The organism is Mycolicibacterium vinylchloridicum (assembly GCF_013404075.1).
GTDB classification, from domain to species: Bacteria; Actinomycetota; Actinomycetes; order Mycobacteriales; family Mycobacteriaceae; genus Mycobacterium; species Mycobacterium vinylchloridicum.
In genome coordinates this window covers 218249-241922 of record NZ_JACBJQ010000004.1, presented here as the reverse complement: position 1 = coordinate 241922, position 23674 = coordinate 218249, and the positions used below count along the sequence as shown (strand labels likewise).

General features: G+C 66.9%; 18 protein-coding genes, 1 pseudogene and 1 riboswitch. Of the genes and pseudogenes, 8 read left to right on the top strand and 11 right to left on the bottom strand.

Features of this window, described 5'->3' with window-relative positions; genetic code table 11:
- Window positions 1–8: 8 nt before the first annotated feature.
- Both HPC46_RS06015 and HPC46_RS06010 read right to left on the bottom strand, forming a co-directional pair.
- On the bottom strand, window positions 9–1361 hold the full coding sequence (locus HPC46_RS06015) for a bifunctional o-acetylhomoserine/o-acetylserine sulfhydrylase (protein WP_179467794.1): 1353 nt from the start codon (window positions 1359–1361) through the stop codon (window positions 9–11).
- A gap of 42 nt (window positions 1362–1403) precedes the next feature.
- Window positions 1404–1522, bottom strand: a riboswitch (SAM riboswitch).
- Window positions 1523–1594: 72 nt separating this feature from the next.
- Window positions 1595–1867, bottom strand: coding sequence for a DUF4242 domain-containing protein (locus HPC46_RS06010; protein WP_179467792.1), 273 nt, complete (start codon window positions 1865–1867; stop codon window positions 1595–1597).
- A 194-nt stretch (window positions 1868–2061) separates the two neighbouring features.
- On the opposite strand from HPC46_RS06010, the gene HPC46_RS06005 reads away from it, so the two are divergent.
- Complete coding sequence (locus HPC46_RS06005; RefSeq protein WP_179467790.1) at window positions 2062–4668, top strand: helix-turn-helix transcriptional regulator; 2607 nt, start codon at window positions 2062–2064, stop codon at window positions 4666–4668.
- A 144-nt stretch (window positions 4669–4812) separates the two neighbouring features.
- The gene (locus tag HPC46_RS06000; protein WP_179467788.1) at window positions 4813–7035 is read left to right on the top strand and encodes an NADP-dependent isocitrate dehydrogenase; all 2223 of its coding nucleotides are present in this window, start codon (window positions 4813–4815) and stop codon (window positions 7033–7035) included.
- On the opposite strand, the pseudogene HPC46_RS05995 reads toward HPC46_RS06000, so the two are convergent.
- Window positions 7032–7891 (bottom strand): annotated as a pseudogene (locus HPC46_RS05995) (alpha/beta fold hydrolase). The gene HPC46_RS06000 and the pseudogene HPC46_RS05995 sit on opposite strands and share 4 nt — an antisense overlap.
- 39 nt (window positions 7892–7930) lie before the next feature.
- On the opposite strand from HPC46_RS05995, the gene HPC46_RS05990 reads away from it, so the two are divergent.
- Entirely contained in the window at window positions 7931–8758 is an 828-nt protein-coding gene (locus HPC46_RS05990) for an exodeoxyribonuclease III (protein ID WP_179467783.1), read from the top strand.
- Window positions 8734–9924: an MFS transporter gene (locus tag HPC46_RS05985; RefSeq protein WP_179467781.1), complete on the top strand. Its 1191-nt coding sequence runs from the start codon at window positions 8734–8736 to the stop codon at window positions 9922–9924. Before HPC46_RS05990 ends, HPC46_RS05985 begins: the two co-directional genes overlap by 25 nt.
- On the opposite strand, the gene HPC46_RS05980 is transcribed toward HPC46_RS05985, so the two are convergent.
- Together HPC46_RS05980 and HPC46_RS05975 are read right to left on the bottom strand one after the other, a co-directional pair.
- On the bottom strand, window positions 9887–10927 hold the full coding sequence (locus HPC46_RS05980) for an esterase/lipase family protein (protein ID WP_325096576.1): 1041 nt from the start codon (window positions 10925–10927) through the stop codon (window positions 9887–9889). The genes HPC46_RS05985 and HPC46_RS05980 overlap by 38 nt on opposite strands.
- A 2-nt stretch (window positions 10928–10929) precedes the next feature.
- Window positions 10930–11991, bottom strand: a complete 1062-nt coding sequence (locus HPC46_RS05975; RefSeq protein ID WP_407665472.1) for an alpha/beta hydrolase — start codon at window positions 11989–11991, stop codon at window positions 10930–10932.
- Window positions 11992–12039: 48 nt separating this feature from the next.
- On the opposite strand from HPC46_RS05975, the gene trpS reads away from it, so the two are divergent.
- Window positions 12040–13056: a tryptophan--tRNA ligase gene (gene trpS / locus HPC46_RS05970; RefSeq protein ID WP_179467779.1), complete on the top strand. Its 1017-nt coding sequence runs from the start codon at window positions 12040–12042 to the stop codon at window positions 13054–13056.
- Between the two features lie 17 nt (window positions 13057–13073).
- On the top strand, window positions 13074–14105 hold the full coding sequence (yhjD, locus tag HPC46_RS05965; protein ID WP_179467777.1) for an inner membrane protein YhjD: 1032 nt from the start codon (window positions 13074–13076) through the stop codon (window positions 14103–14105).
- On the opposite strand, the gene HPC46_RS05960 is transcribed toward yhjD, so the two are convergent.
- The 4 genes from HPC46_RS05960 to HPC46_RS05945 form a co-directional block, all read right to left on the bottom strand.
- Window positions 14106–15344, bottom strand: a complete 1239-nt coding sequence (locus tag HPC46_RS05960; protein ID WP_179467775.1) for a D-alanyl-D-alanine carboxypeptidase family protein — start codon at window positions 15342–15344, stop codon at window positions 14106–14108.
- A 67-nt stretch (window positions 15345–15411) separates the two neighbouring features.
- On the bottom strand, window positions 15412–16371 hold the full coding sequence (locus tag HPC46_RS05955; RefSeq protein WP_179467773.1) for an SMP-30/gluconolactonase/LRE family protein: 960 nt from the start codon (window positions 16369–16371) through the stop codon (window positions 15412–15414).
- Between the two features lie 16 nt (window positions 16372–16387).
- On the bottom strand, window positions 16388–17794 hold the full coding sequence (locus tag HPC46_RS05950; RefSeq protein ID WP_179467771.1) for an aspartate aminotransferase family protein: 1407 nt from the start codon (window positions 17792–17794) through the stop codon (window positions 16388–16390).
- Entirely contained in the window at window positions 17791–18306 is a 516-nt protein-coding gene (locus HPC46_RS05945) for an Lrp/AsnC family transcriptional regulator (protein WP_407665471.1), read from the bottom strand. The genes HPC46_RS05950 and HPC46_RS05945 overlap by 4 nt, the downstream gene beginning before the upstream one ends.
- 122 nt (window positions 18307–18428) lie before the next feature.
- Here HPC46_RS05945 and HPC46_RS05940 point away from each other — a divergent pair, with 122 nt between their 5' ends.
- Window positions 18429–19931: a gamma-aminobutyraldehyde dehydrogenase gene (locus HPC46_RS05940; protein ID WP_179467769.1), complete on the top strand. Its 1503-nt coding sequence runs from the start codon at window positions 18429–18431 to the stop codon at window positions 19929–19931.
- Window positions 19932–19934: 3 nt separating this feature from the next.
- Here the strand turns inward: HPC46_RS05940 and HPC46_RS05935 are convergent, their stop codons facing one another.
- Window positions 19935–21677 (bottom strand): APC family permease, encoded by a 1743-nt coding sequence (locus HPC46_RS05935; protein WP_179467767.1) that lies wholly within the window; start codon window positions 21675–21677, stop codon window positions 19935–19937.
- Window positions 21678–21828: 151 nt separating this feature from the next.
- On the bottom strand, window positions 21829–22401 hold the full coding sequence (locus HPC46_RS05930; RefSeq protein ID WP_179467765.1) for a carboxymuconolactone decarboxylase family protein: 573 nt from the start codon (window positions 22399–22401) through the stop codon (window positions 21829–21831).
- 93 nt (window positions 22402–22494) lie between these two features.
- Between HPC46_RS05930 and HPC46_RS05925 the strand changes: the two genes are divergently transcribed.
- Window positions 22495–23673, top strand: coding sequence for an acyl-CoA dehydrogenase family protein (locus HPC46_RS05925; RefSeq protein WP_179467763.1), 1179 nt, complete (start codon window positions 22495–22497; stop codon window positions 23671–23673).
- Window position 23674: the final 1 nt, after the last annotated feature.

The window sequence follows — 23674 nt, the reverse complement described above, 5'->3', positions numbered from 1 at the left end:
AGGCTCACTCAAAAGGCTGCCACGGCCCGCGGGTCCGAGGCCTGCCCATCCGACACGGACTTGGCGGCGGCGAAGCCGCGTTCCAGGTCGGCCAGGATGTCGTCGATGCCCTCGAGGCCGACGGCCAGCCGCACCAGGCCGGGCGTGACGCCGGTGGCCAGTTGCTCCTCGGCGGACAGCTGCTGGTGTGTGGTCGACGCCGGGTGGATCACCAGGGATCGCACGTCGCCGATGTTGGCGACGTGGCTGTGCAACGTCAGCGCGTCGACGAACGCCTTGCCCGCCGCGACACCGCCGGCCAGCTCGAACGCCAGTACCGCACCGGTTCCCTTGGGCGCCAACTTCTTTCCCCGCTCGTACCACGGCGAGGTGGGCAGCCCGGCGTAGTTCACCGACACCACGTCCTCGTGACCGGCCAGGAACTCGGCCACCTTCAGCGCGTTCGATACGTGGCGCTCGATCCGCAGGCTCAGCGTCTCCAGCCCCTGGGCGATCAGGAAGGCGTTGAACGGCGACGCCGCCGAGCCCAGGTCACGCAGCAGCTGAACGCGGGCCTTGAGCGCATAGGCGGGCGGACCGAGTTCGGCGAAGACCACGCCGTGGTAGCTCGGGTCCGGGGTGGTGAAGCCGGGGAACCTGCCGCTTGTCCAGTCGAACTTGCCGCTGTCGACGATCACGCCCGCGATGGCCGAGCCGTGGCCGCCGAGGTACTTGGTCGCCGAGTGCACGACGATGTCGGCGCCATGGGCGATCGGCTGGATCAGGTAGGGCGTCGCGATGGTGTTGTCGACGATCAGCGGCACCCCGTTGTCGTGGGCCACCGTGGATACCGCCGGGATGTCCAGCACATCGATCTGTGGGTTGGAGATCGTCTCGGCGAAGAACGCCTTGGTGTTGGGCCGCACCGCGGCCTGCCACGACTCCGGGTCGTCGGGGTCGGTCACGAACGTGGTCTCGATGCCCAGCTTGGGCAGCGTGTAGTGCAGCAGGTTGTAGGTGCCGCCGTACAGCCGCGGACTGGACACGATGTGGTCGCCGGCCTCGGCGATGTTCAGGATCGCGAAGGTCTCCGCGGCTTGCCCGGAGGCCAGGAACAGTGCGGCCACCCCGCCTTCCAGGGCAGCGATCCGCTGCTCGACGGTGTCCTGGGTCGGATTCATGATCCGGGTGTAGATGTTGCCCGGCTCGGCCAGCCCGAACAGCGCAGCCGCATGATCGGTGCTGTCGAAGGTGTACGACGTGGTCGCATAGATCGGCAGCGCCCGGGCGTGCGTCGCGACGTCCGGGGTCTGCCCGGCGTGGATCTGTTTGGTCTCAAAAGACCAGCTAGCGGTCGGATCCTCGGTTTCTTGCGTGCTCATGTGAAACGAACCTCCATCTGTCTTTGGGGGCCCGTCAGCACGGACCCGCGCTTGCCGGCAGCCGCTATCGACTGCTCAACCTGGTCTTCACCCGGAGCACCCCACCGCGGTTGGAGGGTTGCCGGCCAGCAAGCCGGGGCTTGATGCTGGCGCTCATGACCGAGTCAGAGCATAGCGGACCTTCGTAACCGGAGGCCAGCGGGATATCTGGCGCCGGGTCGGCCGGCCGGGCCTCACCGTGCTGTGTGCGGGCCGAACTCGGCGGCGACCACGGACACGACATCGGCAGGAAACCCGCCCCGCCTGGCATGTTCCCGGATCGTCTCCTCGTCCTCGGCCTCATGAATGCAGTAGACCTTGTCTCCCGCAACGTAACTGGTGATCCACCGGTAGGGAACGCCCAGCGATGCGACGGTGGCGTTGGACTTGCACGAGATCTCGGCAAGCTGCTGTTCGGTCAACTCACTCGCGCCGGGGATCTCCCGTTCGATGAGGAATCTGGTCATGACGAACCTCCTGTTCTGTGATGCCCGGCGGCTCGATCCGCCGAACTGATCCCAGCGTCGTCGGTCGGTCGGGGCCGGTCATCGGTAGGAGCTCCCTATCTTTGTGCCGCCGACCCCCGAGTCGAGTCGCGTCGCCTACCGGGGTACCAATGTTTGCGCTGGTCAGCGCGGTTGCCGGTCGCTACGATCTGGCCATGGCACTGGTCGAGCGCGAAGCCGCCTTTGCCGCTTTGGACGAATGTGCCGAGCGTGCGAAAGCGGGGCGAGGGGGGCTTGCCCTTGTCGTCGGGGAGGCCGGCGCCGGCAAGACCGCTTTCGTCGAGGCGTTCGTTGCCCGCCGGCCGGATCACATCCGGCTCTTGTGGGGTAGCTGTGATCCGCTCCCCACGCCCCGCCCACTCGGGCCGATCGTGGATGTATCGACGGAGTTGGCACCGACGACCCGGGCGGTCATCCACGACGCCGAACACGCGTACGACATCTTCGACGCGGTCTTCGACGACATTGCGGCGACCCCGTCGATCGTGGTCATCGACGACCTTCACTGGGCCGACCAGGGCACCGTGGACCTGCTGCGCTTCGTGCTGCGCCGGATTCAGCGCAGCCGTTCGCTTCTGATCCTGACCGCGCGCAACGACGAGGTCGCCGTCGACAGCCATGTTCAGCAGCTTCTGGGTGACATCTCGCGCAGCCCGGTCGCGACATGGATTCCCTTGCTCCCACTCAGCGTCACCGCGGTGACCACTCTGGTCGGCGACCGCGCCATCGATCCGCGCTGGCTCCATCGGGTGACCGCCGGCAACGCGTTCTTCGTGTCCGAGATGCTCGATCACCCCGTCGAGGACTTGCCGACGTCGGTACGCAACGCCGTGCTCGCCCGGACTGCCGGGCTGGACGAAGCGGCGTGGGACCTGCTTCACCTGCTTGCCTGCGCTCCGGAGGCGATCCCGGACTACCTGCTCGTCGAACTCGGGATCGCGGTGCCGCCGTTGAGGAGGCTGCACCAGGCCAACCTCATCAGCCGCACTGCCCGCGGGGTGGTCTTTCGGCACGATCTCTGCCGCGTCGCGGTGGCCGGCATCATTCCGCCCGGCGCGGAGGCCCAATTGCATCGACGCATGATCGACGCGTACGAGGCGGCCGGCCGCATCGATCACGCGGTGATCACTCACCACGCCCTCGGTGCCGGTGATCCGGAGCGTGTCAGATCGGCTGCGACGGCTGCCGGAGTCGCAGCCGCTCGCTCTGGCGCACATCGGCAGGCCGCCGAGTTCTACCGCACTGCGCTGAACTCTTCTGCCGCATTCTCGGCATCGGAGGAAGCGACGTTGCTGGAGCTCCTCGCTGAGGAGTTCTACCTCGTCGACCAACTCGACGACGCGATCGATGCGTGCCGGCGCGCGCTGCTTCTGCGCCAGCAGGTGGGAGTTGCTGCCGATATCAGTGCCGCGCATCACGCAATGTCCGTTTACGAGTGGTACAACGCCAACAGGGAAGCTGCGGAAAAGGAAGTGGCTCAAGCAGTTTCGGTATTCCGCGGGGCGCAGTTCGACGCGCCTGATCAGTTGGCGGCTCTCGGCCATGGTCTGGCCATGCAGGCGTACCTTGCGATGCAGGCCAGTGACCTGACAACGGCGGGATCACTGGCGCGCAGGGCGGCGGAGATCGCCGAGACCGCCGGCGAGACCGCGTTGGCGGTGCGCATTGCGATCATCGACGGAATCTGTTCGGTGATGCGGGGATTGACGTCGGGCCGTAACGACATCCTGTCGATCTTGCGGTCCGCGCCCAGGCATCTCGACGTGATCTATTCCAGCGGGTACAGCAACCTGACATACCTCGATGTCGAAGAGCGCCGACTCGACGCGGCAGCAGACTTGCTCGACGTCAGCATCCAGCTGACAGTCGAGCGTGACCTGCCGGTCTGCCGGGTGTGGCAGGTGGGTTCGCGGGCCCGGTTACACCTGATGCGCGGCGACTGGACCGAAGCGTCCGGAGATGCCGCAGATGTTCTCGACGTGAGATGCGCTCCGCTGGCGCGGTTCTGGCCCGCATTGGTGCGAGGATTGGTCGCGCTGCGCAGCACCGGCCGTGGCGGCGATGACATCGCAGATGCGTGGCAGTTGGCGGTGCGCTACAGCGAACCCCTCCGCCTGATTCCCGCTGCCGCGGCGTTCACCGAATTCGGTTGGCTGACTTGTACACCCGTGAATCTCGACGATTATCACCGCCTTATCGAGGGGCCTGAACTGCCCGGACTGTCATGGGCGCGTGGGGAGCTGGCGTCGTGGCTGCGCAGAAGCGGCGTCGATGTCGAAGTCCGCGACGTCGCCGAACCGTACCGCCTGTACCTCGACGGGGATCTCCTTGCGGCGGCCGATGCATTCGACAGTCTCGGCCTGCCGTACGAGGCCGCGCTGGCGTTGACCGAGACCGGTGTCGAGGAGGCCGTCCGCCGCGGACTGGACCTGCTCGACGGGCTCGGGGCTCTGGCGGTTGCCGACAAGGTGCGCGCCGACCTTCGGTCGGCCGGAGCGCTCAAAGTGCCCGCTCGCAGGCGCGCTGCCAGTTTGGCCAACCGGGTGGGGTTGACCGCGCGCCAGGCGGAGGTTCTACATCTGATGGCGGAAGGGCTGACGAACGCCGAGATGGCGGCGGCGCTGTTCGTGTCGGTCAAGACTGTCGATCACCATGTGTCGGCCATCCTGGCGAAGCTGGACGCACCGAACCGCAAAGAGGCCGTCAAGCGCGCTCGGTCTCAGGGGATCCTGGCTGGGGAAGCGCCGAAAGTTACTGGCTAGTAATAAAGACGGTCGACTCGCCGCCCGGCGATGCCGAGACTGTGGCCCACGGGTAGCGTCGTGGCCGACGTGATAGTTGTTGCCATCAGGACAACGCGCCGCTCCGCAGATTTTTGATCAACCGTGACGCCTGGAGAGTGACTTATGAGTGACCAGCCGACCATCATCTACACCCTCACCGACGAGGCGCCATTGCTGGCCACCTATGCCTTTCTCCCAATCCTGCGCGCCTTCGTCGAAGCCGCGGGCATCGACGTCAAGACCAGTGACATCTCGGTGGCCGCGCGCATCCTCGCCGAGTTCAGCGACCGGCTCACCGACGAGCAGAAGGTGCCCGACAACCTGGCCGAGCTCGGCGCGCTGACCCAGGACCCGAGTGCCAACATCATCAAGCTGCCCAACATCAGCGCCTCGGTACCGCAGCTGATCGCCGCCATCAAAGAGCTCAAGGCCAAGGGATACGACCTGCCCGACTATCCGGACGACCCCAAGTCGGACGAAGAGAAAGAGATCAAGGCCCGCTACTCCAAGGTCCTCGGTAGTGCGGTGAATCCGGTTCTGCGCGAAGGTAATTCAGACCGTCGCGCCCCCAATGCGGTCAAGGGGTATGCGCGCAAGCATCCGCACAGCATGGGGCAGTGGTCGCAGGCGTCGCGCACCCACGTGGCGACGATGAAGACCGGCGACTTCTACCACGGTGAGAAGTCGATGACGCTGGATAAGGCGCGCAACGTGCGGATGGAGCTGGTCACTGCCGCCGGCCCGACGATCGTGCTGAAGCCCGAGGTGAAGCTCGACGAGGGCGACGTCATCGACAGCATGTACATGAGCAAAAAGGCGCTGATCGACTTCTACGAGGAGCAGATCGAGGACGCGTACAAGACGGGCGTGATGTTCTCGTTGCACGTCAAGGCCACCATGATGAAGGTCAGCCACCCGATCGTGTTCGGTCACGCGGTGAAGGTTTTCTACAAGGACGCCTTCGCCAAGCACGGCGCGCTGTTCGACGAGCTCGGCGTGAACGTCAACAACGGCCTGTCCGACCTCTACGACAAGATCGAGTCTCTGCCGGCCTCGCAGCGCGAGGAGATCATCGAAGACCTGCACAAGTGCCACGAGCACCGGCCCGAGCTGGCGATGGTCGACTCGGCCAAGGGCATCTCGAACTTCCATTCGCCGTCCGACGTCATCGTCGACGCCTCGATGCCGGCGATGATCCGGCTCGGCGGCAAGATGTACGGCGCCGACGGCCGAACCAAGGACACCAAGGCCGTCAACCCGGAGTCGACGTTCTCCCGGATGTACCAGGAGGTCATCAACTTCTGTAAGACGCACGGCCAGTTCGATCCGACCACCATGGGCACCGTCCCCAACGTCGGCTTGATGGCGCAGAAGGCCGAAGAGTACGGCAGCCATGACAAGACCTTCGAGATTCCCGAGCCCGGCTTCGCCAGGATCGTCGACAACGACAGCGGCGAGGTGCTGCTCTCGCAGAATGTCGAAGCGGGCGATATCTGGCGGATGCCGATCGTCAAAGATGCCCCGATCCGGGACTGGGTCAAGCTGGCCGTCAACCGGGCCCGACTGTCCGGAATGCCGGTGGTGTTCTGGCTCGATGACGAGCGCCCGCACGAGAACGAGCTGCGCAAGAAGGTCAAGACCTACCTCAAGGACCACGACACCGAGGGACTGGAAATCACGATCCTGCCGCAGGTGTGGGCGATGCGATACACGCTCGAGCGGCTTATCCGCGGCCAGGACACCATCTCGGCCACCGGCAATATCCTGCGCGACTATCTCACCGACCTGTTCCCGATCCTGGAGCTGGGTACCAGCGCCAAGATGCTCTCGATCGTGCCGCTGATGGCCGGTGGCGGCATGTACGAAACCGGCGCCGGCGGCTCGGCGCCCAAGCACGTCAGCCAGCTGGTCGAGGAGAACCACCTGCGCTGGGATTCCCTCGGCGAGTTCCTCGCGATCGGTGCCAGCCTGGAGGATCTGGGCAACAAGACCGACAACGCCAAAGCCAAGGTGCTGGCGAGCACGCTGGACACCGCCGTCGGAAAGCTGTTGGACGAGAACAAGAGTCCGTCGCGCAAGGCCGGCGAGCTGGACAACCGGGGCAGCCAGTTCTACCTCGCGCTGTACTGGGCGCAGGCCCTGGCCGAGCAGACCGAGGACAAGGAACTGGCCGGGCATTTCGCCCCGCTGGCCAAGACTCTCGCCGAGAACGAGGCCACGATCGTCGCCGAACTGGGCGCGGTGCAGGGTGAGCCCGTCGACATCGGCGGCTACTACTACCCGGACCCGGAGAAGACGGCCGCGGTGATGCGTCCGAGCAAAACGTTCAACTCCGTGCTCGGCTAGGAACCGGTCTCGACCTGCCGCACCGGCGGCACGTGGGCGTCGACCCACTCGATGATCAGGTCCGCGACACGCTGCGGCGCCTCGAACATCGGGATGTGGCCGACGCCGTCGAGATGCGTCACCTTGGTGATCTCGGGGATGTGCTTGCGGAAATGGTTGCTGAACCGGGGGTGGGGCAGCACCCGGTCGCGTTCGCAGATCACCAGGTGGGTCGGGACGCTGGTCTCGGTCAGCTCCATGAGGCCCGGCATCAGCAGGGCTTTGATCAGCAGCTGGTAGTAGGCCGGGCAGTGGGTGACGTCGTCGAGGATCTCCCGCAGCTGCACCTCGGTCACGCCGCGCGGGGTCGCGCTGATCGGCACGGTGGCGGCGGCTTTCACGCCGGGCAGGCGCAGTGCGCGCTCGCCGAGCACCCGGGCGGTCAGCCAGACCGGCAGGCCGGCGACGAACTTGCCGACGATCTCGTATTTGACCGGTGACCAGCGGTGCCAGCCGCCGGCCGGGGCGATCCCGGTCAGGGTCCTCGCGCGGCCCCGTCGCTCGAGCTCGAAGGCCACCCAGCCGCCCAGCGAGTTTCCGACGACGTGGGCGGTGTCCCAGCCGAGCTGGTCGAGTTGCCGCTCGACGTGATCGGCCATGGTCTTCGAGTCCAGAATCCACGACCGGTTGCGCGGGCCGCCGTTGTGGCCGGCCATCGAGGGTGCGAACGCCTCGTAGCGGCCGGTGTCGGCCAGCTTGGGGGCGACCTCAGTCCAGACGTAGGACGACATCATGAACGGATGCAGCAGCAGGATCGGTTCGCCGGCACCTTGATGAATCGGTTCGCGTAGCGGCACAACCCGACCGTAAAGGTGATACCGCCGGTACCGCAATACCGCGCGATAGGTTTTGCACCGTGATCGTGACCACCATCAACGTCAACGGCGTGCGCGCCGCGGTGCGCCGGCGTTCCGAAGAGAACCTCGGTCTGCTGGACTGGCTGACCCACACCACCTCCGACGTCGTGTGCCTGCAGGAGACCCGCTCGGACGACGAACAGATCGCCGAGGCGCTGGCCCCGGCGGTGGCCGACGGCTGGCATCTGGCGTCGGCCAGCCCCCACCTCAAGGGTCGCAGCGGGGTGGCGATCCTGTCCCGCACACCGTTCACTGCTGTGCGAATCGGCTTGGCGGCAACCGAATTCGCCGAACACGGTCGCTACCTCGAAGCGGACCTGGCCAGCGGGCACACCGTCGGCAGCGTGTACGTCCACACCGGGGAGGCGGACACCGACCGGCAGCTGGAGAAGGAACGGTTCATGGCTGCGCTGGCCAAGCGGATGGCCGAGCTGACCGCCGACGGCCGCGACGCGGTGATCTGCGGCGACTGGAACATCGCGCATACGACCAACGACATCAAGGCGTGGAAGGCCAACGTCAAGAAGGCCGGGTTCCTGCCCGGCGAGCGGCAGTGGCTGACCGATCTGCTCGATACCGGATGGGTGGACGTCATGCGTCAGATGCATCCCGATGTCGCCGGCCCGTACAGCTGGTGGTCGTGGCGCGGTAAGGCGTTCGACAACGACGCGGGCTGGCGCATCGACTACCACCTGGCCACGGCGGGCCTGGCCGCACGCACCGTGGCCGCCCGCGTCGAGAAGCCGACCGCCTACGCACTTCGGTGGTCCGATCACGCCCCGGTGACCGTAGAGTTCTCCGGGTGGCTGAAGCCTGGGCGCCGCTGAGGAATGCGGGATTCCGGAGTCTGTTCGTCGCGGCACTGGTCTCCAATATCGGGACCTGGATGCAGACCGTTGGGGCGCAATGGTTTCTGGTCATCGAGGAGGCGGACCCGACCGTGGTCGCGCTGGTACAGACGGCGAGCCTGTCGCCGACACTGATCTTGACGGTGTTCGCCGGCGCACTGGCCGATCGGGTGGATCGTCGCCGGCTGTTGATCCTGGTGCAGATCTACGCGGCCGCTGCGGCTGCGGTGCTGACCGTGATCGCCGCGGCCGGCCTGCTGGAACCGCTGACGCTGCTGATCCTGATGTTCGCCGTCGGATGTGCTGGGGCGTTGACCGCCCCGGCGTGGCAGGCGATCCAGCCGGAACTCGTTCCGGGCGACCAGATGCCGGCCGCCGCATCGCTGGGTGGGGTCGCGGCAGACGCGGCGCGCGCGATCGGCCCACCCATCGCGGGTCTTCTGGTGGCCTTCATCGGGCCCGCTGTGGTGTTCGGGCTCAACGCGCTGTCGTTCGTTGCGGTGATCGTCGCGCTGGTCGCCTGGCGGCGCACGGAACCAGCGCCGGTGGACACCTCGCCCGAACCGGGGACCGGCGGCCTCGGATTCATCTGGCGCACCCCGGAGGGTCGTCGAATCCTGTTGCAATCGGCGGTGTTCGCTCTTCCCGCCTCGGCGCTGTGGGCGCTACTGCCGCTGGTCGCGTCCCAGTCGTGGGGACTGCGCGCGATCGGCTACGGAACGGTGCTGGGCACCGTCGGCGTCGGGGCGGTCTGCGGGGCGTTCGCGATGCCGCGGATCCGCGCGAAGGTGCCTGCCGCGCTGATCCTGCCGGTCGCCGCCGTCGCCACCGCGGTGGGGCTGACCGCCGCCGCGTATTTCCCGCTGTGGGCGGCGGTTCCGCTGCTGTTGCTGACCGGGGTCGCCTGGATCGCCGCACTGACCACACTGACCGTCGCAGCCCAATTGCTGCTGCCGCAGTGGGTGCGTGCCCGCGGCCTGGCGGCGTTCCTGGTGGTGCTGATCGGTGCCCAGGCGCTGGGCTCGCTGCTGTGGGGAGTGCTCGCGACGCGGTTCGGGCTTGCCACGTCGCTGACGGCGGCCGCCATCCTGCTGGTCGCCTGGGCCGTCAGCAGCCTTGGCGGTTGGGGCCGTCGAACGTCGTAGGCGCGTTGTCGATTGCCTTGGTCACCGCCTCGAGCACCCGCGGGTCCCATGTCAGCGCGGTGTCACGCGTCAATGCGGTGATCATCGAGACGTAATCGCTGTGGGTGTCGTCGACGGTCTCGCAATGCCGGTGCGGCAGGACGGTGTCGTCGACGTCGCGGGCCAGTGCGCTGCGCAGTTCGACAACACCGTCGTTCGGCCACACGGCGGCGTCGGCGGGGCCTGCGTGGGTGAACCGGTTGCCGCCGATCAAGGTGACCGGGATGTGGTCCAGGACGCCGGCCTGGGAGGCATTCCAGCCTGTGGGGCCGGTCAGGTAGGACTGGCCGAGTTCCCGCGCCGATCCTGAAATATGCACCGCCGCAATATCTCTGGTGTAACCCTTCATCTGGCTCTCGCAGAACTGGTCACCCGCACAGGCGCTCAACGGCACCGTGCCTTCGACGTAGTTCGCCAAATAGGATCCCTGCCAAGGTGTTCCGATCGTCGTCAACGACCGTATGGTGACCGGCGACGCCGCAGACAGCAGGGTCCGGATCGCCGCCCTCGAATACAGCCCGCCCATCGAATGTCCGACGAGGTCGACCTCGTCGATCTTCTTCTCGGTGTGCAGCCACTCGATGAAGCGGGCCAGATGCTCACCGGCCAGGTCGATGCTGCCGGTGGTGTCGATCGTCATGGCCGCGGGCAGTGGAGCCGGGCAGGAGGCGAATGCGCCGTAGCCGGTCGTGTCGCGCACCTGACCGGGCCCGGCCATCGCCGGTGCGGTGAACACCGAATGCCCTGAGTTCGAGAGATGGTCGCGCAACGGGGTGTGGTCGGTGCCGGCCGGCAGGCCGATGGCGCAGGCGGCCTCGGGTGTGGTGAAGGGGCTGGTGCTGGCCAGTCCCGAGACGATGACCACCGCCCGCGACGGCCGATCTCCTTCGGTGTTGGTGTGCGAGCAGCCGGCCAGGACGACGGCGGCCAGCAGCGCCAGACTGCGCAGGACTAGGCGGGCCACCACTACGCCGGGCAGCCTTCCCGGTTGGCACCGTCGAGCGCCTTGGGCGCGTCGTCGATGGCCTTGTGCACCGTCTCGAGGACCTGAGGGTCCCACGTCAGCGCGGTCTTCTGGTCCAGCCCAGCAAGATTGGAGACGTAGATGCTGTGGGTGTCGTCGAAGGTGTGGCAGCGCCGGTGTGGCAGCACCGGGTCGCTGATGTTCTTGGCGAGCGCACTCTGCAACGCCACCAGACCGTCGTTGGGCCACACCGCGGGATTCACCGGCCCGTCGCTGTTGGTTTTCGGGGGGTTGAATTTCTTGCCGCCGATCAGCACCACCGGGATCTTGTCGAGCACGCCGGACTGGTATTCGTTCCAGCCGTCCTTGCCCATCAGGAAGGCCTGGTTGACCTCGCGGCCCGAGCCCGCCATGAGCCGCTTCACCTCGTCGAGCATCCCCTTCATCGCGGTCTCGCAGAAGGTGTCACCCTTGCAGTCGCTCAGCGGGATCAGCCCGTTGGCGTAGTCGGACAGATACGACCCCTGCCACGGTGTGCCGATCGTCGTCAGCGACCGTACTTTCAGCGACGAGTTCGTCGATGCCAGCACCCGGATGGCGGCGCGCGAGTACAGCCCACCCATCGAGTGACCGACGAAATCGACCTCGTCGACGCCCTTGTCGGTGTGCAACCAGGTCAGGAAGCGGGCCAGATGCTCACCGGCGGTGTCGATGCTGCCCGTCGAGTCGACCGTCATGTTCTCCGGCAGCGTGACCGGGCAGACCCCGAACGGGCCGAACCCGGTTTGGTCCACCACCTGGCCGCGGCCGGCCATCGCGGGCGAGGTGTAGACCGTGTAGCCCTTGGACAGCAGGTACTCCCGCAGCGCGGTGTCGGTGTTGCCGGCCGCCAGCCCGGTCTTACACGCCTGGTCGGGTCCGGTGTACGGGGTCGTCGCATCTCCGCCGGAGACGATTACCACCGCCGTCGACGCCGGGCGCTGCTGCTCGCTGGGCTTGCTGTCGCAACCGGCCAGCACGCAGGTCAGGGTGATAGCGGCGGCCAGCGCCAAAACTCCTCGCACGAAGCAGGATGCTAGCCGCGAACGCGGTCGTGACAGGATTGACAGACCATGAACAGCTCATCCCGTCGTGTCGTCTTCTCCGGCGTCCAGCCGACTTCTGATTCGCTGCACCTGGGCAACGCGCTCGGTGCGATCAGGCACTGGGTGGGTCTGCAGGACGACCACGACGCCTTCTTCTGCGTGGTCGATCTGCACGCGATCACCGTGCCGCAGGATCCCGCCACGCTGCGGCACCGCACCCTGGTGACCGCCGCGCAGTACCTCGCGCTGGGCATCGACCCCGACCGTGCCACGATCTTCGTGCAGAGCCACGTCCCCGCGCACACCGAACTGGCCTGGGTATTGGGCTGTTTCACCGGGTTCGGCCAGGCCTCGCGGATGACGCAGTTCAAGGACAAGTCGCAGAAGCAGGGTGCCGACGCCACCACGGTGGGCCTGTTCACCTATCCGGTCCTGATGGCCGCCGACGTGCTGCTCTACGACACAGATCTGGTCCCGGTCGGTGAGGACCAGCGCCAGCATTTGGAACTGGCCCGCGATGTCGCGCAGCGGTTCAACGTCCGGTTTCCCGACACGTTCGTCATCCCGGAGCCGATGATCGCCAAGGCCACCGCCAAGATCTACGACCTGGCCGAACCGACCGCCAAGATGAGCAAGTCCGCGGCCACCGAGGCGGGGCTGATCAGCCTGCTCGACGACCCCAAGGTGACGGCCAAGAAGATCCGCTCGGCCGTCACCGACAGCGAGCGGGAGATCCGCTTCGACGTCGACGCCAAGCCGGGCGTGTCGAATCTGCTGTCCATCCAGTCCGCGGTCACCGGCACCGATATCGACGCGCTCGTCGCGGGCTACCAGGGGCGTGGCTACGGCGACCTGAAGAAGGACACCGCCGACGCCGTCGTCGAATACGTCACACCGCTGCAGCAGCGCGTCAACGAACTGCTGGACGACCCGGCCGAACTGCAGGCGATCCTGGCCAAGGGCGCGACGCGGGCACGAGAGGTGTCTGCCGTGACCATCGGACGGGTATATGAGCGGTTAGGGTTTTTGCCGACAAGTCCGTAGACGCGGGAGGCTGGGCAATGACGGAACCGGCCGATGAACCGGGTCGCCTGGACCGGCTGAGGGCCCGCTATCACTGGTTCGACCACATGGTGCGTGCCGGGCAGCGCTATCAGAACGTCAAGGGCGACTTCTACGCCGCGGGCATCACCTACTTCACGATTTTCGCGTTGTTCCCCTTGCTCATGGTCGGTTTCGCGGCCGGGGGCTTCGTGCTGGCCAGCCGGCCGGATGTGCTGGCCGACATCGAAAGCCGGATCAAGACAACGGTTTCCGGGGACTTCGGTCAGCAGCTGATCGGCCTGATCGATTCGGCCGTTCAGTCCCGCACGTCGGTCGGGGTGATCGGTTTGGCCACCGCGGCGTGGGCCGGGCTGGGCTGGATCGCCAATCTGCGTGAGGCACTGAGCCAGATGTGGGAGCAGCGCGTCGATCCGCCGAACTTCGTGCGCACCAAGCTGTCTGATCTGCTGGCGTTGTTGTCGGTGTTCGTCGCGATCGTCCTGACCATCGCGCTGACCGCACTGGCCGATCCGTCGTTGATGACCAAGGTTCTGGAGTGGATCGGTGTGCCGCATGCCGACGGCTTGGGCGGGGTGCTGCGGGCCGTCTCGCTGGTGATGTCCTGGGCGGTGTCATGGCTGTTGTTCAGCTGGATGATCGCCCGGTTGCCGCGTGAGTCGGTCAGTTTCCGCAGCAGTGTTCGGGCCGGGCTGATGGCCGCGGTGGCCTTCGAGATCTTCAAGCTGGTCGGCTCGATCTACCTGCGGTCGGTGGTGCACGGGCCGGCGGGTGCGACGTTCGGGCCGGTGTTGGGTCTGATGGTCTTCGCCTACATCACCGCGCGGCTGATTCTGTTCGCCACCGCGTGGGCGGCGACGTCGCATGACAATCTGGTGCCCGAGCCGGTTCCGGCGCCCGGCCCGGCGGTCATCAGCCCGCGGGTCGGCCCGGACGACGGGTTGAGCGCACGGCAGACGGTCGCCGCAATGGCCGTGGGTGCGGTTGGAGCGCTTGGTCTTTCGCGGCTCTGGCGCCGGCGGCGCGAGTAACTAGCGCCCGCGCACCGGGCGGCGGTTGATCGAGCGCGCCATCATGATGAGCCCGAACACGACCAGCGTGCCGACCACGCCGACGCCCACCCGCACCGGCACCGCGTCGGCCTCGGGCAGCACGGCCGAGGCCTTGGCGGCGACCGCGCTGTCGGGATCCGGCTTGGGCGCCATCAGTGACGGGTCGGGGTCGATCAGGGTGCCGATCTTGGTTCCCGGCGGTGTGGCGAAGCCGTAGTCGAGTAGGTGCGCGGCCTGCTGCCACGGCGGAATCGGTTGGCGCGTACCGCGCAACAGCACCGCCACCAGCCGGCGGCCGTCGCGGTTCGCGGCGCCGACGAATGTCTGTCCCGCGTCGTCGGTGTAGCCGGTCTTGCCGCCGAGTGCGCCCGGATAGTTGTAGAGCAGCTGGTTGTCGTTCTCCAGCTCATAGGCGGGATGGTCGCCGTCCTCGCCCGGCTTGGCCGGATGCCCGGGGAAGTTGTACTTCTCGGTGGCGACGATGTTCGCGAAAGTCGGGTTCGCCCAGGCGTATCGGTAGAACAGGCCGATGTCGTAGGCCGACGTACTCATGCCCGGGCCGTCGAGGCCGGACGGTGTCGCCGCGCGGGTGTCCTGCCCGCCGAGCTTGCGGGCCAGTCCGTTGATCTTCTGCATCGCGGTGTCCCAGCCACCGACCTGCATGGCCAGCGCGTGCGCGGCGTCGTTGCCGGAGTGCATCAGCAAGCCGTGAAGGAGATCGTTGACGGTGTAGCGGCCGCCCTCGTCCACCCCCACGCGGGTGCCCTCGGCGTTGGCGTCGTCTTGGGTGCCGGTGACGATCTTGTTCAACGGCAGCTCGTTCATCGACTGCATCGCGATCAGGACCTTGATGATCGAGGCGGGGCGGTGCCGGGCATGCGGATCGCGCGCGGCGATGACGTCGCCGGTGTCCAGGTCGGCCACCAACCACGACTCGGCGGAGATGTCGTCGGGAACGGGTGGCGTACCCGCCGCGACGATCACTCCGCAGCCGGACAGCGCGTCGCCGCCCACCGGCTTTGCGGGGACGGGCAGCGGCAGCGGCGGGTCGCCGGCCTCGGGCACCTCGGAAGAGTCGACGGCCGGCGGGGTGGTCACCCGGTACGGGCAGGTGTTGGGGTCGGCCGGATCGGCCGAGGCGATCGCCGGTGTGCCGACGACGCACAGCGCCGCGGCCACTGCGGCAGCACACCGCGTGAGTAATTTCGAGCTCGCCATCGAGTCGCAGAGTAGGGGATCGGAGCCCCGAAATAGCGGAGCCGCGCTGTGACTGGAGTGGTAGTTGTTACAAATCGAGACATGCGATGGCGGACGCGCCGATGCAGCCCAACCAGAGTTTGCGGTCGTGTTCCACCAGGCCGGTGGCCAGGCCGAACCGTGGATCTTCTGCGTGCAGTTGAGCGCGGACCCGGCCGTCGAGGTCGACGGCGATCGCCCACACCACCGGCTTGGGGTTGGGCATCCAGCTGTACGGGAGCTTCCACAGCAGCCGGCGCAGCACCGGGGCGCGCGGCGCCAGCCATTCGCCGACCGCATTCCGCTCGCTGACCAGCGCCACCCAGATCCGGCCGTCTGGGGCGGTCGAGATGTTGTCCGGATAGCCGGGGAGGTTCTCGATCAGCGGCACCGGCTCCCCGATTCCGGACCCCGTCAGCGGGTACCTCGAAACCCGGCATGCGGTGGTCTCGGCGACCACCAGCGCCGACTCGTCGGCGCTCAATGTCACCCCGTTGGCGAACCGCAGCCCGGTGGCCAACGTTGTCACGGTGCCGTCGGCGTCGCGGCGGAACAGTGACCCACCCGCGCGTGCCTCCAACACCGCACCCTTGTAGTACTCGTAGTGGAAGCGTGACGTCGACTCGGTGAAAAAGATTGTGCCGTCCGATGATTCGACAACATTGCTGCAGAACCTCAGCGGTCGCCCGGCCACCTCGCTCACCAGTGTCTCGAACGTCCCGGTCGCCGGGTCCAGCCGCAGCAGCCCGCGGTGGCTGTCACAGATCAGCAGCCGCCCGTCGCGACTGACCGCCAAACCCAGCGGTCGCCCGCCGGTGTTGCCCACCATCTCGGGCGCGGAGCCGGGCCCGATTCGGATGATCGCGCCGTCGTCGGTGCCGGTCCAGATCGCGCCGTCGGCGTCGATGACGACATCCTCGGGGGCGTGCGCCGGAATGTCGATGATTTCCAGGGGTCCGGTGAGATTCGGCGGGGGCAGCGCAACCGAAGGCGGCGGCTGCCACCGCACGGGATCGACCGGAGGTTTAATGCCAGGCGTCGCCACGGGTCTGCAAGTGATCCCAGGCCTGGGTGAACACGCGGCGCAGGATCTGCTCGATCTCGTCGAAGACGGCCTGGTCGCTGATCAGCGGCGGCGCGAGCTGCACCACCGAGTCGCCGCGGTCGTCAGCGCGGCAATATAACCCGGATTCGAACAGCTCGACGGACAGGAAGCTGCGCAGCAACCATTCGGAGAGCTCGTCGTCGAGGACCGCCTTGGTGGCCTTGTCCTTGACCAGCTCGATGCCGTAGAAGAAGCCCTCGCCGCGGACGTCGCCGACGATCGGCAGGTCGAGCAACTTCTCCAGCGTCGCGCGGAACGCCGGTGCCGTGCTCTTGACGTGGTCGTTGAGGCCCTCGCGCTCGAAGACGTCGAGGTTGGCCATCGCGACCGCCGCCGCGACCGGATGCCCGCCCCAGGTGTAGCCGTGCGCGAACGTGGTCTGGCCGTCGTTGAACGGCTCGAACAGGCGGTCGGAGGCGATCATCGCGCCCAGCGGGGCGTAACCGGACGTCAGACCCTTGGCGCAGGTGATGATGTCGGGCACGTAGTTGAAGTCGTTGCAGGCGAACATCGAACCGATGCGGCCGAAGGCACAGATCGTCTCGTCGGAGACCAGCAGCACGTCGTACTCGTCACAGATCTCCCGGACCCGCTCGAAGTATCCCGGCGGCGGCGGGAAGCAGCCGCCGGCGTTCTGCACCGGCTCGAGGAAGACGGCCGCCACCGAGTCGGGGCCCTCCATCTCGATGGCCTCGGCGATACGGTTGGCCGCCCACTGTCCGAACTCCTTGATGTCGGTGTCGTGGCCTTCGGGCGCGCGGTAGAAGTTCGTGTTGGGCACCCGGAAACCACCCGGGGTGATCGGCTCGAACGGAGCCTTGAACGTGGGCAGGCCGGTGATGGCCAGCGCGCCGTGCGGGGTGCCGTGATAGGCGATGCTGCGCGAGATCGCCTTGTACTTGCCCGGCTTGCCGGTCAGCTTGAAGTACTGCTTGGCCAGCTTCCATGCCGATTCGACGGCGTCGCCGCCGCCGGTGGTGAAGAACACCCGGTTCAGGTCAGCGGGCGCGTAACCCGCCAGTCGCTCGGCCAGCTCGATGGCCGGCGGGGTGGCATAGGACCACAGCGGGAAGAAGCCGAGCGTCTCGGCCTGCTTCTTGGCGGCTTCCGCGATCTCTTCGCGGCCGTGGCCCACCTGCACCACGAACAGGCCCGACAGGCCGTCGATGTAACGCTTGCCGTTGCTGTCCCATATGTGGACACCGTCGCCGCGGGTGATGATCGGCGGCGTGATGCCGGCGCCGTGGCGGGCGAAGTGGCCCCACAGGTGCCGGTCTGCCTTCGCACCGAGTTCGGCGGTCAGGTTCTGGCTGGCGGTGGTTGTCATCGGGTACCCCAATTGTATTGTTGCTTAACTAGTTTCAAATAGACCAGCGTCTCGGTGGAGGTCACTCCCGGCACGGCGCGGATCTCGGTGTTGAGCAGCTCCAGCAGCTCTGCGTCGTCCTCGCAGACGACTTCGGCGATGGCGTCGAATGTGCCTGCGGTGAGCACCACGTAGTCCACCGCCGAGATCTGCGCCAGCTTCTCGGCCACCTTGGTGGTGTCACCTGTGCAGCGGATACCGATCATCGCCTGCCGGGTGAAACCCAGCTGCAAGGGATCGGTCACGGCGACGATCTGCATGACCCCGGAGTCGACCAGGCGCTGCACTCGCTGGCGCACCGCCGCCTCCGACAGCCCGACGGATTTACCGATCGCGGCATACGACCGCCGGCCGTCTTGCTGCAGTTTCTCGATAATGGCCTTGGACATCTCGTCCAGTTGGACGGGCCCGTTTCCACCCGCCGCAACGGTGCGGACGGGAAACCGAGTGGCCGGTACACCCGAGTCACGCATGCCCATGATTGTGCACGGAATCCGTTGTTTAAGGCAACCAGATCGATGAAATTGGTGGTCATTACCCACTCATACTGCGGGAATGCGTAGCAGTGCCTGAGCGGGTCGGTTACGGTGGGGCGGTGACAACTCTCGCTTCGAACAAGACCCGCATTGTGCCAAGTAGCTGGATCGATGGCGCCCCGGTGACCACCGGAGGCGGCCTTCACCGGGTGGTCAACCCGGCGGACGCCCACGTCGTCGCGGAGCTGGCGCTGGCCGAGCCCGCCGACGTCGACATCGCCGTGGCGTCCGCACGGGCCGCTCTGCGCGGCTGGTCGCGGGCCACTCCGGTCGAGCGGGCCACCGTGCTGGCCAAACTGGCCGAGCTCGTCGAGGCCCATTCGGACGAGATCGTCGCCGAAGAGGTCAGTCAGACCGGCAAGCCGGTGCGGCTGGCACGAGAGTTCGACGTCCCCGGCAGCATCGACAACATCGCGTTCTTCGCCGGGGCGGCCCGTCACCTGGAAGGTAAGGCCACCGGGGAGTACAGCGGCGACCACACATCGTCCATCCGGCGCGAGGCCGTTGGAGTGGTCGCGACGATCACCCCGTGGAACTACCCGCTGCAGATGGCGGTGTGGAAAGTGCTGCCCGCCTTGGCTGCCGGCTGTTCGGTGGTGATCAAGCCCGCCGAGCTGACGCCGCTGACCACGTTGACGCTGGCCCGGCTGGCCACCGAGGCGGGCCTGCCCGACGGTGTGCTCAACGTCGTGACCGGGGCCGGTGCCGATGTCGGCTCGGCGCTGGCCGGCCACCGCGATGTCGACGTCGTGACGTTCACTGGTTCCACCGCCGTCGGCCGCCGGGTGATGGCCGCCGCGGCGGTGCACGGCCACCGCACCCAGCTGGAACTCGGCGGCAAGGCGCCGTTCGTGGTGTTCGACGACGCCGACCTGGACGCCGCGATCAACGGGGCGGTGGCCGGATCGCTGATCAACACCGGGCAGGACTGCACCGCCGCGACCCGTGCGATCGTCGCCCGCGATCTCTACGACGACTTCGTCGCGGGGGTGGGCGAGCTGATGAGCAAGATGGTCGTCGGTGACCCGCAGGATCCCGACACCGACCTCGGTCCGCTGATCTCGGCCGGCCACCGCGACAAGGTCGCGGCGATGGTGGCCCGCGCGCCGGGAGAGGGCGGTCGCATCGTCACCGGCGGCGCGGCGCCGGACCGGCCGGGCTCGTTCTACCTGCCGACGCTGGTGGCCGATGTCGCCGAGACCTCCGAGATCTACCGTGACGAGGTCTTCGGCCCGGTACTGACCGTGCGCACGTTCAGCGACGACGACGATGCGCTGCGTCAGGCCAACGACACCGACTACGGGCTGGCCGCCTCGGCGTGGACCCGCGACGTCTACCGCGCCCAGCGGGCCTCGCGGGAGATCAACGCCGGCTGCGTGTGGATCAACGACCACATCCCGATCATCAGCGAGATGCCGCACGGTGGCGTCGGCGCGTCCGGGTTCGGCAAGGACATGAGCGACTACTCCTTCGAGGAGTACCTCACCATCAAGCACGTGATGAGCGATATCACCGGGGTCGCCGAAAAAGACTGGCACCGAACGATATTCAAGCTGCGGTAAGCCCTAGCTCTGCGGCCCCCTGGTGAACTCCTCACCGGTCTCGGGGTTGAGCGCCGTCTCGCCCGGCGGCAGGTTCGACAGGTCCGGGGAGATGACCGTCGGCATGTCCCCGGAGTCGGGCAGGCCGAAGTGCGCCTCGACGGCGGTCGCCGGTGTCAGCACCAGATCGGCGCTGGAGCGCCGCGAGAGGGTGCGGCCTGCGAAGAAGTCGGGCGACATCAGCCACCACACCACCATCAGGATGACGCCGAGCACCAGCGCGCCGATGCCCACCACGGCGACGGCGCCGAACCCGAAGATCGTGACGTTGTTGCCCTCGTCGTCGGTCAGCCAGTCCGGCATCGCGTACTGCATGAGGCCGTAACCGAACACGACCAACAGGATCACTCCGCCCAGCAGCGGGATCACGCCGCGCATCATGAAGTCGCGGACGGTCTTGGTGAGGTCCTTGCGGTAGAACCAGACGCACGCGAACCCGGTCAGGCCGTAGTAGAACGCGATCATCAGGCCGACCGACCCGATCAGCGCCGACAACAGGTTGGGGCTGACCAATGTGAACAACACGTAGAACACGATCGACACGACGCCCATCACGATGGTCGAGGTGGTGGGGGTCAGGTAGGTGCGGTGGATCTTGGCGAACGAGTCCGGGAGCGCCTTGTAGACGCCCATCGACAGCGTGGTCCGCGCGGTCGGCAGGATCGTCGTCTGGGTGGACGCCGATGCGGACGTCAGGATCGACGCCGCCAGGAGCAGCAGCCCGATCTTGCCGAGGACGCTGTCGCCGAACAGGTCTGGGCCGATCGCGGCGAAGGCATCCGCGGCGTTGTCCGGATTGCCGAGGCCGATGCCTTCGGTGCCGGTACCGGCGAAGGCGATGGCCGCGACGCTGACCAGCGCATAGGTGGCCAGCAGCAGGAAGGTCGAGATGACGGCGGCCCGGCCGGGGGTGGTGCCGGGGTCCTCGGACTCCTCGTTGCAGGCCACCGCGGTGTCCCAGCCCCAGTAGATGAAGATGGCGGTGAGGATGGCCGGAGCGATGACGGTGCCGAAGTCCAGTCCGGCGGGCCAGAACCAGGACAGCGACGGCATCAGCGAGTAGCTCTCGGCTTGGTGCGTGTAGACCTTGAACAGCGCGACGACCGAGAACACCAGCAGCACGACCAGCTCGATCCCGAGCAGGGCGTACTGGATTCGCGCCGACACCTCGATGCCGCGGTAGCAGATGTAGGTCATGACGACGATCCAGATGACGCCGGCCACCGTGGACCACAGAGTGCTGTTGGCCAGGCCGGCCGCCGACGACCAGCCGAGTTCGCCGACGAAGGTGAACGAGTAGGCGCCGGCGATCTGGGCCAGGTTGGCCATGACGATGACGTCGGCGGCGATGATGCCCCAGCCACCGAGCCATCCGATGAGCGGTCCGAATGCCCGCGACGCCCAGGTGAACGTCGTGCCGCAGTCCGGCTCGGCCTTGTTCAGCTCTTGGTAGGCGACGGCGATCATGTACATCGGGATGAAGGCGATGAGCACGATCGCGGGAGCTTTCTCACCCGCCAGCAGCGAGCCACCGCTGGCCACGATCAGACCCAGTGTCGCCGCCAGCGAGTAGGCCGGGGCGGTCGAGGCCATGCCGACGACGATGCTGGACAACAGTCCCAGCGCGCCGCCTTTGAGTCCCTTGCTTTCTACTGCGGTGGAATTACCGGCACCGCCGGGATCGAGCGCAAGCTCGCCTTTGCTCATGGCATCTCCTGGGTGAACGCCTGGATCTGAACGAGACGAGACTACGGTTTCAGTGGTCGAAGTGCGCAGTATCCACGGAATTGTTTTCGTGCAGGTAATAATGCAATGGAAACCGTGGCCAGATGGCCCTAGCGCTAAGAGCTGCGAGCCGCTAGGTGGCCCACGGAATGCGGCAGGCGTCGCCCGAGCTGAAGCCCTGCTCGGTGATGCCCAGCGCCGAGTTCATCCGCGACCGCATGTTCTCCACGCCGACCTGATAGGTCAGCTCCACCACGCCGGCAGCGCCGAACCGCCGCCGCAGATCGTCGATCTGTGCCTGGGTGATTGCGTGCGGATCCGTCGTCATCGCGTCGGCGTAGGCGATCGCGGCCCGCTCGTCGTCGCTGTACAGCGGCGAGGTCGCGTAGTCGTCGATATGGGAGAGCCGGTTGGAGTCCAACCCCTCCAGCCGCATCAGCATCTGCCCGAAGTCGACGCACCACGAGCAGCCGACGGTGCGAGCGGTCCAGAACACCGCGAGTTCGCGGACGCTGGTGGGCAGGGTCTTGGATGCGTTCTGCAGCAGGCCCTCGTGGGCGGCGTTGGCCACCAGCAGGCGGGTGTGATGGGCGTAGACGGCGAACGGTTCGGGAACCTCGCCGAAGCGGCGCTTCGCCCAGCGGTACATCAGGCGGGTCAGCAGCGGAGCCTGTTCCGGTGTGAGTGCTTCGAGTCGTGGGGTCATGTACTCAAGATGCTCGCGGGACGAGAAATGTGACACCCCGAAGGCCATCAATATTGGGTTGACGGACTAACTACTCGGCTAGGGTGCTCACTTGTGGATTTCGACCTCGACGCCGGACAGCGCGCCTGGTTGGCCGAGGTTCGGGAATTCCTGCGCGAGAACGTCACTGATGCCCTTCGTGCCGAGATCGCCGAACACAATCTGGAGCACCCCGGCGGGGAGGTCGCCGCGTTCCGGGCCAAGCTCGGCGCGAAGGGCTGGTTCGGCCTGAACTGGCCGGCGGAATACGGCGGGCTCGGGCTCGGCCCGGTGCACCTGCACCTCTTGATGACCGAATTCGAGTACTGGGGCGCACCCGGCCCCGATCTGACTGTCACCTCGATCGCGCCGATGATCATGCGGCACGGTACCGAGCAGAACAAGCGTGAATTCCTTCCGCTCATCGCCCGCGGTGAGATGACCTGTGCCCTGGGCTATTCCGAGCCGGACGCCGGAACGGACCTGGCCTCGCTGCGGACCAGGGCGGTGCGCGACGGCGACGAGTGGGTGATCAACGGATCCAAGATCTGGAACAGCGGCGCCCAGCGGTCTACCCACGAATGGCTGTGTGTGCGCACCGATCCGCAGGCCCAGCGGCATCGCGGTATCTCGGTGATCGTCGTTCCCGTCGACAGTCCCGGTGTCCGGATCCGCCCGTTGATCGCCTGGTCCGGCTACCGCACCAACGAGGTCTTCTTCGACGACGTGCGGGTGCCGGTCACCAACCTCATCGGCGAGGAGAACCGGGGCTGGTCCTATATCACCGGCGCCCTCGACCTGGAGCGGGGGGCGCTGACCAATGCCGGCGACCTGCGTCGGGCGCTCGACGAGCTGCAGGTGCTGGCGCGCATGCCCCGGCGCGATGGCACCGTCCCGATCGACAACGCGGGCTTCCGCCGCCGGCTGGCGCAAGCCGAGGCTGACGTCGAGGTCGCCGGGCTGATGGGCTACGAGGCCTCCTCGATGTTGTCCGACGGGGAGATCCCGACCGTGGAAGTGAGCATCGAGAAGGTGTTCAGCAGCGAATTGCGTCAGCGCATTGCCGACTTGGGCATCGACCTGCTGGCTGCCGAAGGTCTGCTGGCACACCGAAATCCCGAGGCTCCCGCAGGCGGGCGGTTCGAGAAGCTCTACCGGTTCGCTCCGCTGATGCGCTTCGGCGGCGGCACCAATGAGGTGCTCCGAGACGTCATCGCCCAGCGCGGCAACGGCATGCCCTCCTACGGACGTTGAC

Excerpts from the sequence above, each read along its gene's own strand:
- HPC46_RS06005 (WP_179467790.1), top strand. The coding sequence starts at position 2,062 with ATGGCACTGGTCGAGCGCGAAGCCGCCTTTGCCGCTTTGGACGAATGT.
- HPC46_RS05960 (WP_179467775.1), bottom strand. The coding sequence starts at position 15,344 with ATGGCGAGCTCGAAATTACTCACGCGGTGTGCTGCCGCAGTGGCCGCG.
- trpS (WP_179467779.1), top strand. The coding sequence starts at position 12,040 with ATGAACAGCTCATCCCGTCGTGTCGTCTTCTCCGGCGTCCAGCCGACT.
- HPC46_RS05950 (WP_179467771.1), bottom strand. The coding sequence starts at position 17,794 with ATGACAACCACCGCCAGCCAGAACCTGACCGCCGAACTCGGTGCGAAG.
- HPC46_RS05930 (WP_179467765.1), bottom strand. The coding sequence starts at position 22,401 with ATGACCCCACGACTCGAAGCACTCACACCGGAACAGGCTCCGCTGCTG.
- HPC46_RS05945 (WP_407665471.1), bottom strand. The coding sequence starts at position 18,306 with ATGCGTGACTCGGGTGTACCGGCCACTCGGTTTCCCGTCCGCACCGTT.
- HPC46_RS05935 (WP_179467767.1), bottom strand. The coding sequence starts at position 21,677 with ATGAGCAAAGGCGAGCTTGCGCTCGATCCCGGCGGTGCCGGTAATTCC.
- HPC46_RS06000 (WP_179467788.1), top strand. The coding sequence starts at position 4,813 with ATGAGTGACCAGCCGACCATCATCTACACCCTCACCGACGAGGCGCCA.
- HPC46_RS06010 (WP_179467792.1), bottom strand. The coding sequence starts at position 1,867 with ATGACCAGATTCCTCATCGAACGGGAGATCCCCGGCGCGAGTGAGTTG.
- yhjD (WP_179467777.1), top strand. The coding sequence starts at position 13,074 with ATGACGGAACCGGCCGATGAACCGGGTCGCCTGGACCGGCTGAGGGCC.
- HPC46_RS06015 (WP_179467794.1), bottom strand. The coding sequence starts at position 1,361 with ATGAGCACGCAAGAAACCGAGGATCCGACCGCTAGCTGGTCTTTTGAG.